This is a genomic window from Nonomuraea bangladeshensis (genome assembly GCF_039529455.1).
GTDB classification, from domain to species: domain Bacteria; phylum Actinomycetota; class Actinomycetes; order Streptosporangiales; family Streptosporangiaceae; genus Nonomuraea; species Nonomuraea bangladeshensis.
Map to the genome: position 1 here is coordinate 647663 of NZ_BAAAMV010000006.1, position 18530 is coordinate 666192.

General features: G+C 73.2%; 15 protein-coding genes. 7 read left to right on the forward strand and 8 right to left on the reverse strand.

Features of this window, described 5'->3' with window-relative positions; translation table 11 throughout:
- Positions 1-45: 45 nt before the first annotated feature.
- Positions 46-942 (reverse strand): DNA-3-methyladenine glycosylase family protein, encoded by an 897-nt coding sequence (locus ABD292_RS22450; RefSeq protein WP_344210256.1) that lies wholly within the window; start codon positions 940-942, stop codon positions 46-48.
- A gap of 117 nt (positions 943-1059) precedes the next feature.
- On the opposite strand from ABD292_RS22450, the gene ABD292_RS22455 reads away from it, so the two are divergent.
- Positions 1060-2433 (forward strand): serine/threonine-protein kinase, encoded by a 1374-nt coding sequence (locus ABD292_RS22455; protein ID WP_344210258.1) that lies wholly within the window; start codon positions 1060-1062, stop codon positions 2431-2433.
- Here ABD292_RS22455 and manB read toward each other — a convergent pair.
- From manB to ABD292_RS22475, 4 genes are all read right to left on the reverse strand, one after another.
- Positions 2415-3494 carry a mannose-1-phosphate guanylyltransferase gene (gene manB, locus ABD292_RS22460; RefSeq protein ID WP_425565142.1) on the reverse strand — a complete coding sequence of 360 codons (1080 nt, stop codon included), beginning with the start codon at positions 3492-3494 and terminating at the stop codon, positions 2415-2417. The two genes, ABD292_RS22455 and manB, sit on opposite strands and share 19 nt — an antisense overlap.
- A gap of 32 nt (positions 3495-3526) precedes the next feature.
- The gene (locus ABD292_RS22465) at positions 3527-4642 is read right to left on the reverse strand and encodes a glycosyltransferase family 4 protein (RefSeq protein WP_344210262.1); all 1116 of its coding nucleotides are present in this window, start codon (positions 4640-4642) and stop codon (positions 3527-3529) included.
- A 93-nt stretch (positions 4643-4735) separates the two neighbouring features.
- A complete protein-coding gene (locus ABD292_RS22470) occupies positions 4736-5656 on the reverse strand; it encodes a lysylphosphatidylglycerol synthase domain-containing protein (protein WP_344210264.1) in 921 nt (306 codons plus the stop codon).
- On the reverse strand, positions 5653-6480 hold the full coding sequence (locus tag ABD292_RS22475; protein WP_344210266.1) for a class I SAM-dependent methyltransferase: 828 nt from the start codon (positions 6478-6480) through the stop codon (positions 5653-5655). Before ABD292_RS22475 ends, ABD292_RS22470 begins: the two co-directional genes overlap by 4 nt.
- Positions 6481-6568: 88 nt before the next feature.
- On the opposite strand from ABD292_RS22475, the gene ABD292_RS22480 reads away from it, so the two are divergent.
- On the forward strand, positions 6569-7537 hold the full coding sequence (locus ABD292_RS22480) for a lysylphosphatidylglycerol synthase domain-containing protein (RefSeq protein ID WP_344210268.1): 969 nt from the start codon (positions 6569-6571) through the stop codon (positions 7535-7537).
- Here ABD292_RS22480 and ABD292_RS22485 read toward each other — a convergent pair.
- Genes ABD292_RS22485 through ABD292_RS22495 form a run of 3 tightly spaced genes read right to left on the reverse strand, consistent with a single transcriptional unit; the run spans position 7429 to position 11469 of the window.
- Positions 7429-8499 carry a glycosyltransferase family 4 protein gene (locus ABD292_RS22485; RefSeq protein WP_344210270.1) on the reverse strand — a complete coding sequence of 357 codons (1071 nt, stop codon included), beginning with the start codon at positions 8497-8499 and terminating at the stop codon, positions 7429-7431. The genes ABD292_RS22480 and ABD292_RS22485 overlap by 109 nt on opposite strands.
- Positions 8500-8503: 4 nt before the next feature.
- Positions 8504-9433, reverse strand: a complete 930-nt coding sequence (locus ABD292_RS22490) for a glycosyltransferase family 2 protein (protein ID WP_344210272.1) — start codon at positions 9431-9433, stop codon at positions 8504-8506.
- An 11-nt stretch (positions 9434-9444) separates the two neighbouring features.
- Complete coding sequence (locus tag ABD292_RS22495; RefSeq protein WP_344210274.1) at positions 9445-11469, reverse strand: hypothetical protein; 2025 nt, start codon at positions 11467-11469, stop codon at positions 9445-9447.
- 52 nt (positions 11470-11521) lie between these two features.
- Between ABD292_RS22495 and ABD292_RS22500 the strand changes: the two genes are divergently transcribed.
- The 5 genes from ABD292_RS22500 (at position 11522) to ABD292_RS22520 (ending at position 18521) form a co-directional block, all read left to right on the forward strand.
- On the forward strand, positions 11522-13042 hold the full coding sequence (locus ABD292_RS22500) for an ArnT family glycosyltransferase (protein ID WP_344210276.1): 1521 nt from the start codon (positions 11522-11524) through the stop codon (positions 13040-13042).
- Positions 13043-13185: 143 nt separating this feature from the next.
- Entirely contained in the window at positions 13186-14856 is a 1671-nt protein-coding gene (locus tag ABD292_RS22505; protein ID WP_344210278.1) for an LCP family protein, read from the forward strand.
- A gap of 177 nt (positions 14857-15033) precedes the next feature.
- Positions 15034-16725, forward strand: coding sequence for an acyltransferase family protein (locus tag ABD292_RS22510; protein WP_344210280.1), 1692 nt, complete (start codon positions 15034-15036; stop codon positions 16723-16725).
- A gap of 56 nt (positions 16726-16781) precedes the next feature.
- Positions 16782-17795 (forward strand): glycosyltransferase, encoded by a 1014-nt coding sequence (locus tag ABD292_RS22515; RefSeq protein ID WP_344210282.1) that lies wholly within the window; start codon positions 16782-16784, stop codon positions 17793-17795.
- A gap of 12 nt (positions 17796-17807) precedes the next feature.
- Positions 17808-18521, forward strand: a complete 714-nt coding sequence (locus ABD292_RS22520) for an acetoacetate decarboxylase family protein (protein WP_344210284.1) — start codon at positions 17808-17810, stop codon at positions 18519-18521.
- Positions 18522-18530: the final 9 nt, after the last annotated feature.

Consider the following 18530-nt stretch of genomic DNA (forward strand, 5'->3'; position numbering starts at 1 on the left):
GGCACAGTACGGCGCGCTGAGTTCACCACCCGCACCCAGGGTCGGTCAAAACGCCCGAAAGTCGCGCGCCGGCATGCGCGGCCCCCGGGCCGGCGGCCGCAGCCCCGACAGCCACACCAGCACCGTCGCCCGGTGCCGATGCCCCTCGTACGGCTCCAGCAGCCGCAACATGCCGGGATCGTCGGTCTTCTCCCCCGTCAGCGCGTAGCCGACCAGCTTGGCCAGGTGGAAGTCACCCACGCTCACCGCGTCGGGATCGCCGAACGCGCGCTGGCGCACCTCGGCGGAGGTCCACACCCCGACGCCGGGCAGCGCGCGCAGCAGCCGGTCGAGTTCCTGCGTGGTGCGGGCCGCCTCCAGCTTGGCGGCGTGCCACGCGGCGGTCGCGATCGTACGGGCCCGCACCGCCTCCGCGCCCGCCCGGTGCCAGTGCCAGGAGGGGATCTGCCGCCACACGGCCGGCTCGGGGATCACCCGCATGCCATCGGGGGCCGGGCCGGGGGCGGGCTCGCCGTAGTGGTGGAGCAGCCAGCGCCAGGCCCGCCAGGCTTCCCGGCCCACCACCTTCTGCTCCAGCACGGCCGGCACCAGGGCCTCCATGACGCGGCCGGTGCGGCCGATGCGCAGGCCGGGGTGGCGGCGTACGACGTCGGCCAGCACCTCGTGCCTGACGCTGAACCCGGACCGGTCGTCCTCGGCCCCGAGCAGCGCCGGCAGGGTCTCCAGCGCCCACTCCGCGCCGGGCCCCCACGCCTGCCCGAGCACCTCGCCGCCCGCGACGCTCACCCGGAGCGTGCAGGGGCCGGAGGGCGCCCTGGAGGTGCGCCACAGGGCCCCGTCGGCGGTCCGCCGCCAGGCGGGGTCGCCGCCGCCGCGCCGGTGCGGCTGCAACGCCAGCCCGACGTCGAGCGGCCCGTCCGGCGCCCACCTGCGCTCCCTCACCCCTTCAGTGTGCCGCGCCGGCCGGAGTGGAGCGGCCCCCGGGATCGCGGTACGGGCCACGGCGCCGGCCCCCGTGATCTAGTCTGGCCAACGGTCGTGCGGGGCGAGATGGGCGGGATGGCGATGACATCGGCGCAGCCTGGCTACAGGGTCGGCGGACGTTACCGGCTGGTCGCCCTGCTCGGGTCCGGCGGGTTCGGGCGGGTCTGGCGGGCGTACGACGAGGTCCTGGACGTCGAGGTGGCGGTCAAGGAGCTGCACCTGCTGCCCGGGATGTCCCAGGCGGAGCAGGACAAGCGGCTGGAACGCGCCGCCCGCGAGGCCCGCAACGCCGTCCGGTTACGGACCCACGAGAACATCCTGGCCATCTACGACGTCGTCCCCGACGGCCTGCCCTGGATCGTGATGGAGCTGATCGACGGCTCCTCGCTGGCCGAGCACCTCGACGAGCACGGACCGCTGCCGGTGGAGCGGGCCGCCCACGTCGCCGGCGCGCTGCTGGCGGCGCTCGGCGCGGCGCACCGGGCCGGCATCGTGCACCGCGACGTCAAGCCCGCCAACGTCATGCTCTCCACGGACGGCAGGGTCCTGCTCACCGACTTCGGGATCGCGCTCCACACCACCGACACCACCCTGACGGCCACCGGGATGCTCGTCGGCTCGCCCGAGTACATGGCCCCCGAGCGGCTGCGCGGCACCGACGGGCTTCCCGCGGGCGATCTGTTCTCCCTCGGCGCGACCCTCTACCAGGCCGTCGAGGGCGTCTCCCCGTTCCGCCGCGACACCCAGCCGGCGGCGCTGACCGCGGTCCTGCTGGAGGAGCCGCCGCCGCCGCGACGGGCGGGCCGGCTGGCGCCGCTCATCACCCGGCTGCTCGACAAGGACCCGGGCAACCGGCCGACCGTCGAGCAGGCGCTGGCCGTGCTCGGCGAGCGGCGGCCGGGCATGGGCCGCACGAGGATGCTCCCGCCGCCGGAGCGGGCCCCCGAGCGGGCCCCCGAGCGGGCATGGCAGCGCAAGGGCGTCGCGGCGATGACGGCGGTCATCCTGGCGCTCGGCGTCCTCGGCCTCGCGAAGGCGCTCGACGTCCTCGACGTCCGGGGGTTCCGCGGCCCCTGGGACTACATCGGCCACATCGTGTCCCACCACGCCTTATGGGGCCTCGCCCTGGCGGTCCTCCTCGTCGTCGAGCACGGCCTGGCCGGCCTGCTGTGCGCCCGCGCGGCCCGGTTCCTCCGGCCGCTCGCCGGTGAGACCGTCGCCGTCATCGGGGCCGTCGCCGGGTTCGTGGCCGGCGCCGGCGCCGTGTTCTACGCCTTCGACGGCATGGCCGTCCTGCTGGCGAAGCTGGGCATCAGGTACGGCGACCGGATCTGGGTGATCCCGTTGGTCGTGATCACCACCGTCCTGGTCCTGCTGGGAGGCTGGGCCTGGGAGTCGAGGAAGTCACGCCGTCTCCCGGCCCCGGCCTCTCAGACGTCGCTGGAGTAGCGGAGCGCGCGTTCGGGCAGCTCGATGCCCGGCCAGACGCGTACGCCGTCCTGGAGCTCGTTGCCCGGCCCGACCACGGCGCCGTCGCCGATCACCGCGCCGCGCACCACCGTGCCCGCGCAGACCCGCGCGCCCTTGCCCAGCACCGAGTCGGTGACCTCCGCGCCCGTCTCGATCACGCAGTCGTCGCTCAGCACCGAGCCGGTCACGATGGCCCCGGCCTCGACGACCGCCCGCGCGCCGACCGTGGTGCCGCCCTCGACCTTGGCCGTCGGCGCGACGACGGCCCCGGGCAGCGCGAGGAACTCGCCCGCCGGCCCCGGCACGGCCGGGGAGTCCAGGCGGCCCAGCACCAGGTCGCGCGAGCCCTGCACGAACGCGGCCGGAGTGCCGACGTCGAGCCAGTAGGTGCGGGTGGCGTAGCCGAGCACCAGCTCGCCCGCCTCGATCAGGCCGGGGAACGTCTGCCGCTCGACCGACACCACCTCGTCCTTGGGGATCGAGTCGATGACCGAGCGGGTGAAGACGTAGCAGCCGGCGTTGATGCGGTTGGTGACCGGCTCGGGAGTCTTCTCCAGGAAGGCCGTGACCCGCCCGTCGTCGTCCGTCGGGACGCAGCCGAAGCGGGACGGATCGTCGACCTCCGTCAGATGGAGCGTTACAGCGGCCTGCCGCGCGCGGTGCAGGCGCACCTGTTCGCCGATGTCGTGGCCGGAGAGGATGTCGCCGTTGAGCACGAGCACCGGGTCGGACGGCCCCGCGGTGAGCGCCTCGGCCGCGTTGCGGATGGCTCCGCCGGTGCCGAGGGGAGTCTCTTCCGTCATGTAGCTGAGGGAGAGCCCGAACGCCGCGCCGTCGCCGAAGGCCGGCTCGAACATGGACGCCTTGTAGGAGGTCGCGAAGACGATCCGGCGGACGCCGAACGATCGCGCACGGGCCAACTGGTGGGCCAGGAACGGCACCCCGGCAGTCGGCAGCAGCGGCTTGGGCGTGCCCAGTGTCAGCGGGCGCAGGCGCGTGCCCTGCCCCCCAACCAGGAGGATCGCCTCGAGGTCTGGCAAAGAGCTCTCCATCATTCCGTGAGGTTACCGAACTATTCGATCGCGCGTTGATAGGCGCTGAGGTGCGCCTCGGCCGAGGCGTCCCAGGTGAACTCGCGGGCGCGGGCGAGGCCCGCCTCCTGGAGCTGCTTTCTCCGCTCGGCCGAGGCGAGGAGCCCGCCGAGCGCGTTTGCGATGCTGTCGGAGTCGGGCTCGGTGTAGGCGACCGCGTCGCCGCCCACCTCCGGCAGCGAGGTGCGGTGCGTGGTGAGCACGGGCGCGCCGCAGGCCATGGCCTCCAGCACCGGCAGCCCGAACCCCTCGCCGCGCGAGGGGAAGGCCACCACGAGCGCGCCGCCGAGGAAGCCCGGCAGGTCGGGGCCGTGCAAGTAGCCGGGCCTGATGACGCGGACGGTGGCCTCGACCTCCCGGCAGGCGGCGTCCACGTCGTTCTCGTGCACGCCGCCGCCGATCACGAGCGCGGGCGGCTTGTCCAGCGCCTTGACCGCCGAGGCGAACCCGCGGATGAGGTTGGGCACGTTCTTGCGCGGGTCGAGGTTGCCGAGGAAGGCGACGTACGGCTGCCCGTGCAGCCCGAGGCGCAGCGCGGCCCGGCGGATCTCGTCCTCGCTCGGCGGATGGAACAGCGCGAGGTCGACGCCGTGGTAGGCGACGTCGATGCTGGTGGGGTCGGCGGACAGCACCCGGACGAGCTCGTCCCTGGTGGCCTTGGACGGCACGATCACCCGCTTGGCCCGGCGCACGGCGGTGCGGGTGGCCGAGCGGAAGAACGACGCGCGGGGGCCGTGCTGGTCGGCCTCGGCGAACCAGGTCGCGTCGTGCACCGTCACGACGGTCGGGATGCCGGAGCCGAGCGGGATCGAGTAGTAGGGAGCGTGGATCACGTCCGCGCCGGCGTGGCGGGCGAGCAGCGGCAGGCTGCTCTGCTCCCAGGCGAGCCTGGCCGCCCGGTTGGTGAGCGAGACGGGCCCCGGGATGACGTTCGCGCTGGGCGCGAGCCGCCGGTAGCGTTCGGCGTCGGCACGCTGGCATGCGACAGCGACATCGGCGCCGGCCCGGTGCAGGGCAGCGACGAGCCCGTCCACGTAGCGGGTAAGCGCGCCGCGGTCGGCGGGAACCGCCGCCGCATCGACGAGCACACGAGGCATACGCAGATCTTCTCCCCTCAAGATCAACGTGGGACTGAACGTCCCCCTCTGTAGTTCAGCTTATGACCAACGTCCCCTAAATCGTGGTCCAAATCACACCGAGGAGCGCCTTGCCGTGATTCCCGCGAGACCGGCGCAGATCAAGTCACCCAGAATGATGACAATTCGGGACGAAAGGGCCACCGCGATGGCGGCGCCGCCCGAAACGTGCGGCGCCAGCACGGCCACCATGGCGACCTCCCGCACCCCCGCGCCCGCCGGCACGACGAAGGTCAGGATGCCGAGGCACCACGACAGCGCGAACGCCCCCACCGCGAACACCAGCCCGCCCTGCGGCACGACGAAGTAGAGGTGCACGCCGTAGGCGATCCACCCGGCCAGCGCCCAGCCGAGCGCGGCGAGCATGCCCCGGCGGGTGAGCGGCCGCTCCAGGGGCTCCCGCTTCAGCTTGCGCAGCCCGAACGCGATCACCGCGTTGATGACCTTGGGCTCCAGCAGCACCAGCAGCGCCGGCAGGGCCAGCAGCAGCCAGCCATAACGGTCCCAGCCCAGCGTGCCGAGCGTCACCAGCAGGCCGGTGGCGAGCTGGATCGGCATCATCAGGAAGAACGCCGCCGCGCTGCGCGCCCTGGGCACGCCGAGGTCGCGGCCCATCTCCATCTGCGCGAGCACCGGCCAGAGCGCGCCCGGGATGTACTTGCCGAGCTGCCCCACGAAGAACACCTTGGCCGCCGGACTGAGCGGCAGCGGCGAGCCCAGGTCGGCCAGCAGCGTGCGCCAGGTGAGCATGGCCCCGAGCAGCGCGGCCACCACGGCCACCAGCGACCCGGCCAGCGCGGGCGCCGACAGCCGGGCGAACCCGGCCACCACGCCGTCCCACTCCCGCGCCACCGCCCAGCCGCCGAACCCGAGCGCGACCAGCAGGAACGCGACCCGGATCAGCCCCCGCGCCCCCCGCGGCCGGCGCCTCCGCACGACGACCTCGCCGGTGGCCGGGCTCTCCTCGGCTTTCACAGCGGCCGGACCCGCTCGGGCGGCTGCGGCAGCGCCGCCCCCACGGGCCGCGCCGGCCGCTTGGTCGCCACCCACAGGTAGGTCGGCACCACTGGCAGCAGCAGCCGCAGCACCGCGCGCGGCGTCCTGGCGAGCACCGTGCGCACGACCTTGCCGAGCACGCCGGGGAACAGCTCTCCCCCGGCGAACCTCGTGGGCGTGGCCAGCACCGGGAAGGTGTAGTCCCAGACGTGGAAGGCCCGCAGCATCCTGCGCAGCCCGCGCCGGGTGCGGAAACGCTCGTAGTAGTGGTCGGCCCGGCCGGAGGCGCGCACGTAGCGGTCGGCCAGCGCGGGCGGCAGGTAGGACAGGAACGGCAGCTTGTAGTGCGGCTCCATGACCCCGAGCCGGTTGCCCAGCCCCAGGTAGAGCACCCCGTCGTCGGACAGCACCCGGTGCATCTCGGCCACCACCGCGTCGGGGTCGACCACGTGCTCGTAGATGTGGTTGAACACCAGCACGTCCACCGAGCCGTCGGGGAACGGCAGCGCGGTGCCGTCGCCGCACACGAACGCCACCCGCCCGCCGAACCGGTCGGCCGCCTTGCGCAGCCCCGGCACGTCGATGTCGACGCCCATCGTGTGCTTGGCGCCGGCCTGGGCCAGCTCGTCGGCGATGAACCCGGCCGAGCAGCCGATGTCGGCCACGGTCAGCCCGCCGAGCGGCCCGCGGAAGTGCTCCAGCACGGCGATGATCTTCGCCGCCTTCCGCCGCCGCTTGCCCTCGTCGAGCATGGCGGACTGGAACTCCGAGTATGCGAGCTGCGCGACGCGTTGCTTCCCCACGGGGCCCCACAGTACCCACCTTCGGACGGGCTTGAGGTCGGACGCGGGTCTCTGGCACTCACGGGCGTGACGCGCGTAGCCTGAGCGAATGCTCCGCCGGCTGCTGCGCATCGTCCTCGCCCTGGTCGCCATCGGGTTCCTCGGCTACGGCCTGGCCCGCAACTGGGACGACACCACCACGGCGCTGGCCGCGCTGTCGCCGTGGGCGGTGCTCGGGTCGTTCCTCGCGGTGATGCTCGGCCAGTTCTTCATGCTGGTCGCCTGGCGGGAGATCATGGCGGGGCTCGGCACGCGGGTGCCGCTGCGGATCGCCGGGCGGATCATGTTCGTGGGCCAGCTCGGCAAGTACATCCCGGGCGCGGTGTGGGCGTACGCGGCGATGATGGACCTCGGCCGCGACCACGGGAGCCCGCCGCGCCGGACGTTCGCCACCATCTCGCTCGGACTGGTGATCAACATCGGGGTGGCGATCTCGATCGCCGCGGCCACGCTGGGCTCGCTGGAGGCGGTGCGCGAGGCGTGGTACCTCGTGCTGCTGGTCCCCGTGATCATCGTGTGCCTGCATCCGAAGGTGCTGGGCTGGGGGCTCAACCTGGCGCTGCGCCTGGCGCGGCGCGAGCCGCTGGAGAGCGTGCTGCCCGGCCGCACCGTGGTCGTCGCGGTGGCCTGGACGGTGCTCGGCTGGTTCGTCTACGGCGTGCACATCTGGCTGCTCACCGGCCGGACCGACCTCTACCTGGCGGGCACCGGGGCCTACGCCTTCGCCTGGGCGACCGGCATCCTCACCGTCGTGGTGCCGGCCGGCGTGGGCATCAGGGAGGGCGCGCTGGTGCTGGTGCTCGGGCCGGTCATCGGCACCGCGCCGGCGCTGGCGGTGGCCATCGTGTCGCGGCTGGCGTTCACGCTGGCCGACGCCGCGCTGGCCGGGGTGTCGTTCCTGCTGGGCCGTCAGGCCCGGCCGGTGTCCAGCAGCGCCGCCGTGTACGCCGACCAGAACGGCTCGGGATCGACCGCCTTGACCCCCGACCGCAACCTCTCGGGCTCGCCGGAGGCGTAGAAGCGCTCGATGGCCGCGCGCAGCGCGCCGGCGTCGCCCGGCTCGACGAGCAGCCCGTCCACGCCGTCGGTGACGTGGTCGGCGAGCGCGCCCACCCGCGTGGCGATCACCGGGACGCCGTGCTCGTGCGCCAGCCACACGTTCTGGCTGGCGGTGGCGCTGCGGTAGGGCAGCACGAGCGCGTCGGCGGCGGCGAACAGCTTCGGCACGTCGTCCGCGGGCACGTAGCCGGGCCGCAGCTCCACGCGGTCGCCGAGGCCGAGCTCGCGGATCAGCGCCTCGGTCTCGTCCAGCCCGCCCCAGAACTCCCCGGCGACGGTCAGCGAGACGCCCTCGGGCAGCGCCCGCAGCAGCAGGTCCAGCCCCTTGTACGGGCGCACCATGCCGAAGAACAGCAGCCGCCTGCGCACCTCGGCCGATCCCGACGCCCCGGTCACGGGCAGGTGCGGCGGCAGCCCGGCCACCCGTACCGGCGTGGCGGCCAGCCCGCGGGCCAGCCCGGCCTGCTCCTCGGAGTGGGCGAGCACCGCGTCCACCCGCTTGAGCAGGGCCTTCATGAGCGGCCTGTCGTACGGCTTGCGCTCGTGCGGCAGCACGTTGTGGCAGAGGGCGAGTGCGGGGGCGCGGCGGCCGAGGCCGGCAAGGATGCCCAGGTAGGCCGGGACCTGCACCGGGCTCAGCACGGCCAGCACCACCAGGTCGGCGGCGCGCATCCGCCGCCCGGCGGCCAGCCACCCGTCGGGACGGCGCCAGTCGAGCCGGCGCGCGGTCGCCGGATAGGGGGTGCCCTCGGGCGCGGAGATGGTCTGCTGCCCCGGATAGAGGAACGACGGGTATTGCGCCCGCCAGGACTCGATCACCACGTCGTGCCCCAGCGCGGCCAGCCGGTGCGCCAGCTCGGTCGTGTGCTGCGCCCCGCCCCCTTTGTACGGGTAAGTCGGCCCGACGATCGCGATCCGCACGCGCCTACTCTCCCCGCGAGCGCACGATCAGGTCGGCCAGCAGCGCCACGGACCCGATGAGCATCCCGGACAGGAAGATCATGACGGTGTTGGCCGGGAAGTAGAAGGGGTGCTGGATCATGTCCCAGACGCCCTTGACGAACCCGATGCCCACCAGCCAGAGCGCGGGCGGCATGAGCACCTTGAGCGGGTTGAAGTACATGATCATCCGCAGCACCTGCAGGATGTAGCGGTAGGCGTCGGAGACGAAGCTGAACTTCGACTTGCCGGCCCGCTTGGCGTACTCGATGGGCAGGTAGTAGATGTCGTGCTGGTTGGACAGGAACGACAGCGTGATCGTCGTGACGCAGGAGAACCCGGGGGGCAGCAGCCGCAGATAGGGCTTGGCCACCGACTTGCGGAAGGCGCGCAGCCCCGAGTTGAGGTCGGGGATCTTCTGCCCGGCCAGCATCTCGGCGACCTTGCGGATCACGAACTTGGCCGGCACCCGCAGCAGCTTGTGCGAGCCCTCCTCGCTGGTGCGCGCGCCCACCACCTGGTCGATCGTGGGGTCCTTGTCGAGGATCTGCACCAGGTCGGGGATGCGGTCGTTGGGGTAGGTCATGTCGGCGTCGGTCCAGACGACGATCTCGCCCCTGGCGTCCTGGCTGCCGATGCGGCGCACGGTGCCGGAGCCGCCGTTGCGGTGGAAGGCGCGCACCCGCAGGTGGGGGTAGGCGGGCGCGGCCTCGTGCAGGCGGGCCAGCGTGTCGTCGGTGGAGCAGTCGTCGATGGCGACCAGCTCGTAGGTGTAGCCGCTGGAGTCCATGGCCCTGGTGATGCGCTCGACCTCGTCGATGACGTGGTCCTGCTCGTTGTAGCAGGGCAGGACGATGGTGACGTACGGCGCTTCTTCCACGGCAGGTCCACTCTTGGGGGTCTCTAGCGTGCTCACAGGGATCGAGGTTACTGTGCCCGTCCAGGGGAAGCGTGCACATCGGCTGCTTCGGGGACGGCCATCCACACGTTCATCCGCAGCGACCACGTGCCGTCCGGAGGGCTCACGAGCGAGCGTTCGTCCTGGCGGGCGGTGAGCGCGAAGACCTGCACGGGAGTGCCGTACCTCGCGACCTGGTCGGCCTCGGCGGCCAGCACGACCGGCACCCGGCCGGCCGCCCGCACCCGCTCCGCGAGCCGCCGCGTCTCGTCGTCGCGTGCCACGTCCATGCCGTCCGGCCGCCGCACGCGGGCGGTCGGCAGGTCGCACATCCCCCGTACGACCTGGGTGAACCGTTCGCCGGTGACCCGCTCGACGATCAGCACCGAGGCCCGCTCGGGCAGCCGCGCGCACATGGCCGCCACGGCCGCCGCCTCCCCCCGCTCGACCGGCGTGAACGCGGTGCCGATCGAGGTCACGGCGGGCGGGACCAGCACGGCCACGACCGCGAGCGCGCTCACCCAGCGCCGGCCGCCGGTCCACGCCCGCAGCCGGTCCAGCCCGTACGCGGCCAGCACCACCAGCCCCGGGATCACGACCGGGACCAGGCGGCGGGCGGCCCACGGATGGTCGGGCGTGATCTCGGGCCGGACCAGCGTGGTGACCGTCGTCCAGCCGATCACCGCGAGCGGCAGCAGCCAGGCGAACGGCGTGCCGTCGCGCAGCAGCCGCCGGGTGAGCAGCGCCGCCGCGAGCGTGGCCAGCACGAGCGCGGGGAGGCCGACGTACCAGGCGACCCAGTGCAGCGACTGCTCGAAGTAGAGGCGGCGGCCGTCCACCGGCAGGCCGTTGGCCCGCTGGATGGCCTCGATCATGTCGAACGTGCGCCGGTCGTCGTCGGTCACCGGGTCGCGGGTGACGGTCTGGAACCACGGGCGGGCGTACAGCGCGGCCATGAGCAGCACGACCAGCCCCGCCCCCGCCGCCGGCGCCCAGCGCGGCGCCCGCAGGCGGGCCAGGAGCGGCGCGGCGGCCGTGCCGGCCGCGGTGAGCACGAGCACGGCGGCGCAGATCAGCAGCAGCGGCCGCACCGAGCCCGACAGATAGTTCAGATAGGACCGCGCCAGCACGTACGCCGCCAGCAGCCCGAGCCCCGCCCCTGCCGCCAGCCCGGCCAGCAGCGGCGGCCCGAGCGCCCCCCGAGGCCGGCCGACACGACGCATCGCGACCAGCAGCCCGGCGAAGGCCAGCACCGGCAGCACGTCCCGTAGCCCGTCGATCCGCACCAGCACGGCCAGCCCGAACACCAGGCCCGCCAAGAAGCCCCGCCACCAGCCGGCCCGCTCCAGCGCGTCGTAGGCCAACGCCAGCCCGCCGAACAGCAGGATCAGCGACGGGATCTCACTGAACGTGGTCCGCGAGGTGTAGAGGACCGGCAGGCTGACCGCGAACGCCGCCGCCGCGACCGGCGCCCACCGCGCCCCCGCCAGCCGCGCGGTCACCCCGGCCACGGCGAGCACGGCGAGCGCCCCCAGCACGGCGGGCACCACGAACGGCACGCCCAGCCAGTCGCCGGGCGCGAACAGCATCGGCGCCCCCGGCATGAACTGCGGCGCCACGCCCCCGTCCACCCGGTAGAACCCGACGCTCTCGAAGACCAGCGCGGGATCGGCCCCGCCGAACGCCTCGGGGCGCACGTCGATCGGCAGCGCGCCGTGGCGGGCGATCCAGGCGGTGTACTGGGCGTAGGTCGCCGGGTCGCGCCGGACGGCCAACTGCTCGCTGTGCAGGAGGGCGTTGAACACGCCCGACGCCACGGCGATCACCGTCACCGCCGCGACCTGCCACCAGGCGGTCTCCCCCACCACGGCGCGCGCCCGCGTTCCGGCCCAGGTCACCAGGGCGGCGGCGGGCAGGCCGAGCAGCAGCGCGGGCAGCGGCGCGAAGCGGCCGAGCAGCAGCAGCGGAAGCCCGGCGAGCAGCCAGCCCGCCACGGCCAGCGCGGGCGCGACGGACAGCGCGGCGAGCGCCCGGCCGGGGAGGAGACGTTCCATCGAGCAGCGAGCGTATCCGGTCGCGGCGCGTGGAACCGGTACCGTACGGCACGTGCCGGAACTGGATCGGGAGGACGTGCGCGTGACGGAGGAGGTTCGCGCGGACGGGCCGGCGGCGCGGGAACAGGGGCGGGGACGGGGGCGGCGGCGCGTGCCGCGCGATCTGAGGTCCCTGGCCCGGCGGCACCGGTGGTTCCTGGTGGTGCTCGCGCTCGGCACGCTGCTCCGCGCCCTCGCCATGCTGGGCTATCGCCCGGCCCTGTGGTTCCCCGACACCTACACCTACGTCGTCACCGTCTTCCACCCGCGTCCCGACCTGGTCCGCCCGGCCGGCTACTCGATGTTCATCAAGCTGCTGGAGCCGCTGCACTCCTTCGCCGCCGTGGCGGCGGTCCAGCACCTGATGGGCCTGGCCGCCGGCGTGCTGATCTACCGGGTGGCCCGGCGGGCGCCGCGCTGGGCGGCGACGCTCGCCACGGTGCCGGTGCTGCTCGACGCCTACCAGGTCGAGCTGGAGCACCTGCTGGTGTCGGACACGCTGTTCATGTTCCTGGTGGTGTCCGCCGTGGCGCTGGGCGCCACCCGCCGTACGGGCGCGGCCGTCGCCATCGGCCTGCTGCTCGCCGCCGCCACCCTGACGAGGACCGTGGGACAGCCGCTCATCGTGGTGTTCGCGGCCTGGTTCCTGCTGCGGCGGCGGTTCCGGCCCACCGGGGCGCTGCTGGCGGCGGCCCTGGTGCCGGTGGTCGCGTACGGGGCCTGGTTCTACGTCACGTACCAGCGGGTGGGCCTGGTCGGCGCGAACGGCGTCTTCCTGTACGCCCGCACGATGTCGTTCGCCGACTGCGCCAGGATGGACCCGCCCGCCGACCTGAAGGTCCTGTGCGACCCGCGCCCGCCGGAGCAGCGCCCGCCCTCGCAGGAGTACATCTGGGCCAAGGACGCCCCGATCGTGCAGTTGCCGGGCATCACCTTCACCAAGGAGACCGACGACCTCGCCGCCCGCTTCGCGGCGCGGGCGATCCTCACCCAGCCGCTCGACTACGCCGCCTCGGTCCTGGGCGAGCTGGCCCGTACGTTCCGCTGGGACCGGCCGGTCTACCCCGACCAGGAGATCTACGCCTACTACGAGTTCCCGGTCACGCCGCCGGGACCGCCCGGCCGCTATCCCGCGCAGCGGGGCGCGGAGTTCGCCCAGCGCTACGAGCAGGGCGCGATCGGCACGGAGATCGTCGAGCCCTACGCGGGATGGCTGCGGGCCTACCAGAGCATGGCGCGACTGCCCGGCCCGGTGCTCCTGGCTGCCCTCCTGGTGCCCCCGGTCGCGGCGCTCAGGCGCAGGCGTTCGGGGGGACGGCTCCCCGGGGGCGCGTACTGGGCGCTGCCTTGGTCCACGGCGATCGTGCTGTTGATCACACCGGCCGCGGCGGCGGAGTTCGACTACCGGTACGTGCTGCCGGCCGTCCCCCTGGCGTGCCTGGCCGCGGCCCTCAGCATCCGCCCTGACCTGCGGTCAAACGCGGAGGGCGGCAAAGAGTTCGGCGATAATATTCCCCCTTATGTCCGGTCCTGAGTATGCTTCTCCGCGGAAACATCACGCCCAGGTCACGGTACTTTCCGGCGGTCGTCGCACCGGACACTCGGAACGTCACCTAATCTCATGGCGCGGCAGGACCAAGCCGGCGCACGGGCGCGAGGAACGAGGCCAGGGGGCGTATGAGTGACTACAGGATCGCGCCGGTAGTCGACACCGCGCAGCAGGGCTACCGCTCGGCGCCCACCCAGCCAGGCAGCAGGATGGCCCGCAGGGCCGCCGCCGGCGGCGGCGCGAGCCCCGTGCCACCGCCCCCTCCCCCTCCGCCCGGCGACGAGCCGCCGCGCGGACGGCGCGGCGGCGGTGGCGGTGGCGGAGGCGGCAAGATGCGGGTGCTGGCCTGGGTCAGCATCGGCGTCACCACGGTCATGGTGGCGGGCTCGCTGACCGCCTACGCGACGTTCCGCGACGCCTTCGGCAACATCACCCAGAAGAGCGTCAAGGACGACATCATCAACCCCCGGCCCCCGGACACCGGCGCGCTCAACGTGCTGCTCGTCGGCTCCGACACGCGGGCGGGCGCGGGCAACGCGAGGTACGGCCAGCAGACCGCCCGGCTGGCCGACGCGGGCGGCAAACGCACCGACACGATCATCCTCATGCACATCTCGCCCAACCGCGACAAGGCCCGGCTGATCAGCTTCCCGCGCGACTCCATGGTGCAGATCCCCAAGTGCAAGAACGAGACCACCAAGCAGGAGATGGCGCCGCGCCGTGACATGATCAACTCGGCGTACAACTCGGGCGGCGTCGCCTGCACCATCTCCACCATCGAGACCCTCACCGGCATCCGCGTCAACCACTTCGTCGAGGTCGACTTCAGCGGCTTCAAGAACATCGTGGACGCGCTCGGCGGCATCGAGATCTGCCTGAGGACCGCCGTCAACGACAAGGCCAGCAAGCTCGTCCTGCCCGCCGGCAAGAGCCGGCTCGACGGCGAGAAGGCGCTCGGCTACGTGCGCCTGCGCAAGTACGGCGACGGCAGCGACATCCAGCGCATCCGCCGCCAGCAGATCTTCCTCAGCAAGGTCGTCGCCAAGGCCACCAGCAGCGAGCTGCTCACCGACGTCGGCAAGCTCAGGGACTTCATCTCCGCCGCGGCCGGCTCGGTCACCATGGACCCCGAGCTCGCCAACGACCCCGAGCAGCTCATCGAGATCGCGACGAGCGCCAAGCAGCTCACGGCGGGCGGCGTGCAGTTCACCACCATCCCGTGGGTCCCCGACCCGGAGGACGAGAACCGCGTGGTGTGGAAGGAACCCGACGCCACCAAGCTGTTCACCTCGATCAAGACCGACACCGAGGTCGCCACCCCGGCCCCGTCGGCCGGCGCGGGCACCGGCAAGCCGAAGGTCACGATCAAGCCGGAGCAGGTCAAGGTGCAGGTGCTCAACGGCACCAAGACCGTCGGCAAGGCTCGCGAGGTCGCCGACCAGCTCGCCGAGCAGGGCTTCACCGTCGTCGGCCTCGGCAACTACGAGGCGCCGGGCGGCGTCGGCCTGACCAAGACCGAGGTCCACTACGCCAAGACTGCCGAGACGGCCCCCGACTACGCCGGCACGCTGGCGGGCGCGGTGCTGCCCAAGCCGACGGCGGCGTCGGGGCGGGTCAAGGTGACCAACCCGTCGGCGTACACGTCCACGACCGCCGCCGCGGGGGCCGCGCCGAAGGGCGCGCCGGTCATCCAGCTCGTGGTGGGCGAGGACTTCGACTCGGTCAAGGTCACCAAGCTGCCGGACAGTGTGAAGAACAGCACCATCACCGCCGCCGACCAGAAGAACGTCTGCACCTGAGGCTCCAAATTCGCTGTGTAACCCGGCATTCTGGACGGCTGTCGGAGACAGGAACCGTACGGGCGGGATAATGTGTTGCGGGTCGGCGACGCAGCGCGACACCGGATCGTTACCGGATCATCACGTCTCGTTGGCGCCGTGCTCCCCGGCCCCTAGCGAAGCTGAGCGACTTCCCCCGTGTCTGACACCAGATTCTCCCGACCGGCCACGACTCCCGGGGGCCAGGCGGCTCCGGGCGAGGAAGGCGGCCCCGCCCAGACGGGCGCGCGGTGGCCGCTGCCGGAGGAGTCGATCTGGAGCGACCGCACCGACCCCGGCGTCGCAGGCCCCCAGGGACCGCGCCCGCAGGGACCGGCCACACAGGGATCAGGCCCGCAGGGACCGGCCGCACAGGGATCCGGCCCGCAGGGACCCGCCCCGCAGGGACCCGCCCCGCAGAGGCCAGCCGCACAGGGATCAGGCCCGCAGGGACCGGCCCCGCAGAGGCCGGCCGCGCAAGGACCGGGACCACAGGGACCGGGCTCGCACGCGGGGCCGCCCAACCGGGCCCCCGGCGCTCCCGCTCACCAAGGCACTCCGCCGCGCGATCCCGCTCCTCGGGGGCCTGGCTCCGCTTTCCAGCGGCCCGCCGCCCCTGCCGCCCCTGCCGGGCCGGCCGGCTACGCGGGTGCGCCGGGTGTCCCGGGCGCTCCTGCCGGGCGTCCAGGCCCGCCGCCGGGCGCCGGGAACGCCCGTCCGGACGGGCCCGCCGCCGGGACCGCCACCGGGGCTGCCACCGCCACCGCCACCGGGGCCACCGCGCAGACCGGGCCCGGTGAGGGCGCGGAGGCCGAGGCGCGGCCCGAGGCCGAGCCGCCGCGTCGCCGCCGCGACCCGTTCCTCGACAACGTCAAGTTCGTCCTGATCGCGCTCGTGGTCGTGGGCCACTCCCTGGTGCCCACGCTCGCCGCCGACAGCTCGCGGGCGCTCTACATCTTCATCTACACCTTCCACATGCCGCTGTTCGTGCTGATCAGCGGCTACCTGTCCAGAAACTTCTGGAACTCCAACGCCAAGACCAACAAGCTGGTCGACACGTTCCTGGTCCCGTACGTCATCGTCGAGGTCGGCTATGCCGCGCTCCGCACCGCGCTGGGCAGCAAGTGGAGCCTGACCATCATCGACCCGGCCTGGCTCAACTGGTATCTGCTGGCGCTGCTGTTCTGGCGCCTGTCCACACCGGTGTGGAAGCGCATGAAGTACCCGGTGCCGGTGGCGATCGCCATCTACCTGTTCGCCGGGTTCTCCCAGATCTCCGGTGACTTCAGCATGGACCGCTTCTTCGGCCTGATGCCGTTCTTCGTCATCGGCCTGGTCATGCAGCCCGAGCACTTCGAGATGCTCAACCGGCGCTGGATCAAGATCGTGTCGGTGTTCACGATCCTCGGCGCGGCCGCCGTGGCGATCCTCGTGGCCCCCCACACCAAGCTCGGCCCGTTCTACTACAAGAACAGCTACGCCGACCTCAACCTGTCCTGGTACATGGGCATCGGCCTGCGCACGGCGCTGCTGATCTGCGCGCTGGCGATGTGCTTCGCCGTGCTGGCGCTGGTGCCGCGGGGCGAGACGTGGTTCTCCGACCTCGGCACCCGCACGCTCTACTGCTACCTGCTGCACGGCGTCCCTGTGCTGATCGCCAAGGAGATGGGCTGGCTGGAGTTCCCGTGGCTGTTCGGGCCGCTGGGGGTGCTGGCCATCGCGTCCAGTTGCTTCGCGCTGGCGATCATCCTGTGCCTGCCGGAGACCAGGACCCTCTTCAAGTGGGTGCTGGAGCCACGCCTGACCTGGCTCTACCGGCGGCCGTCGGCGAAGCTGAGCGCCGGAAGTTAGGCGAGCGTTCCACCCGAGTTCACGCCCGTGACCGTGTGGGCGCGGAGCATCGACACATGCGCGCATGTGTCGCCACCACCGTCCATCATCCCGAGGACGCCCGGATCATGCACCGGCAGATCCGGGCGCTGCTCGACGCGGGCCACGAGGTGACCTACGTCGCGCCGTTCACCTACCACAACGTGACCCCGGCGGCCGGGCTGACGCCGGTGGACGTGCCCCGCCGCGCCTCGCTCCGGAAGGCCCACGCCGCGCTCAGGCGCGCGCTCAGGGACGCGGACCTGCTCGTCGTCCACGAGCACCGGCTGCTGCGGGCGCTGCCGCACCGGCGCCCACCGGTCGTCTGGGACGTACGCGAGCGGGTCACGCCCCGCCGCCTCGCCCGCGCGGAGCGGCGGCACCGGATCGTCACCTCGGCGGAGGTGCCGGAGGCCACGTTCGTCGCCGCCGAGCCGCCGCCGCCCGGCGACGCCAGGATCGTGCACCTCGGCCGCCTCGCCGCCGACCGCGGCGTGACGGAGCTGATCGCCCTGGCCGAGCGCCTGGCCCCGTACGGGGTCCGGCTCGACCTCATCGGCCCGGCCGAGCCCGGTGTGCGCCCGCTGCTGCGCGACGCCCAGCGGGTCGGCCTGCTCGACTGGTACGGCTACGTGCCGCTCCGCCACGCCCTGCGCATGGCCGAGGGCGCGCTCGCCGGCCTGTCGCTGGCGGACGAGACGGTGCCGTGGCTGCCGACGAAGATCCTCGACTACATGGGCCGCGGCCTCCCGGTGGTCACCACTCCCCAGGGCGCGGCCCCTGTGGAGTCCGCCGGGTGCGGCCTGATCGTGCCCCGGGACGTGGACGCCGTGCTGAACGCCGTGCTCGACCTCAAGGAGGACCCGGCCCGCCGGGCCGAGCTGGGGGCGCGCGGGCACGCCGAGGCCCGGCTGCGCCACCACTGGCCCGACCACGCGGCGGCCTTCGTGCGTCACGCCGAGTCGTGGGCGGGCCTCGGCGCCGCCCGCGTCCTCACGTCCGGGGTAGGCATCAGGGGCGCGGCGGGCATGGCGGCCCGGCGTGGCGGTTGATGTACTGAAGCCATGGCATCGCAACTGATCCAGGGCCGGACGGTCGAGTTCCCCGTGCGGGTGCGGGACGCGCAGGTGTGCAGTGCCGTCTACCCGGTCCGTGCCGACGCCGCGCGGGCGGTGATCGCCTACTCCGGCCTCGACGTGGCCGAGGCGCTGCCCGGCAAGGCCGTCTGCGTGCTGGTGTTCGTCGACTACCGCGACGGCGACCTCGACGCCTACCACGAGTTCGGCATGGCGTTCCTGGTCCGGCCGCCGGGCATGGCGGGCTCTCCTGGGCCTGGCGAGGTGCTGAGGGCGGGGGTGTTCGTGCACTGGCTGCCGGTGGACCAGGGGTTCACGCTGGAGGCCGGGCGCACGCTGTGGGGGTTCCCGAAGGAGCTGGCGGACATCGAGTTGCGGCTCGGGTCGCCGTACAAGCGGTGTGTGCTGCGCAAGGACGGCCGGCTCGTGCTCGACCTGCTGATCAAGCCCGGCGTCCCGGTGCCGGGGGCGACCGCGGTGACGCCCATGGACGCCTACACCCACCGCGACGGGGTCACCCGGCGGGTGCCGTGGTCCGTACGGGCCCGCGGCGCGCGGGTGCGGCCGGGCGGGGCGCTGATCCGCCTGGGCAACCACCCCATCGCCAAGGAGCTGAGCGAGCTGGGGCTGCCCAAGCGGGCGCTGTTCAGCACGACGGTCGCGCGGGCGCAGATGACCTTCGGCGAGGCGTCACCCGCCTGAGAGACGCAG

Coding starts and splice junctions, on each gene's coding strand:
- ABD292_RS22455 (WP_344210258.1), top strand. CDS start 1,060: ATGGCGATGACATCGGCGCAGCCTGGCTACAGGGTCGGCGGACGTTAC.
- ABD292_RS22465 (WP_344210262.1), bottom strand. CDS start 4,642: ATGCCTCGTGTGCTCGTCGATGCGGCGGCGGTTCCCGCCGACCGCGGC.
- ABD292_RS22480 (WP_344210268.1), top strand. CDS start 6,569: ATGCTCCGCCGGCTGCTGCGCATCGTCCTCGCCCTGGTCGCCATCGGG.
- ABD292_RS22495 (WP_344210274.1), bottom strand. CDS start 11,469: ATGGAACGTCTCCTCCCCGGCCGGGCGCTCGCCGCGCTGTCCGTCGCG.
- ABD292_RS22505 (WP_344210278.1), top strand. CDS start 13,186: ATGAGTGACTACAGGATCGCGCCGGTAGTCGACACCGCGCAGCAGGGC.
- ABD292_RS22515 (WP_344210282.1), top strand. CDS start 16,782: ATGCGCGCATGTGTCGCCACCACCGTCCATCATCCCGAGGACGCCCGG.
- ABD292_RS22520 (WP_344210284.1), top strand. CDS start 17,808: ATGGCATCGCAACTGATCCAGGGCCGGACGGTCGAGTTCCCCGTGCGG.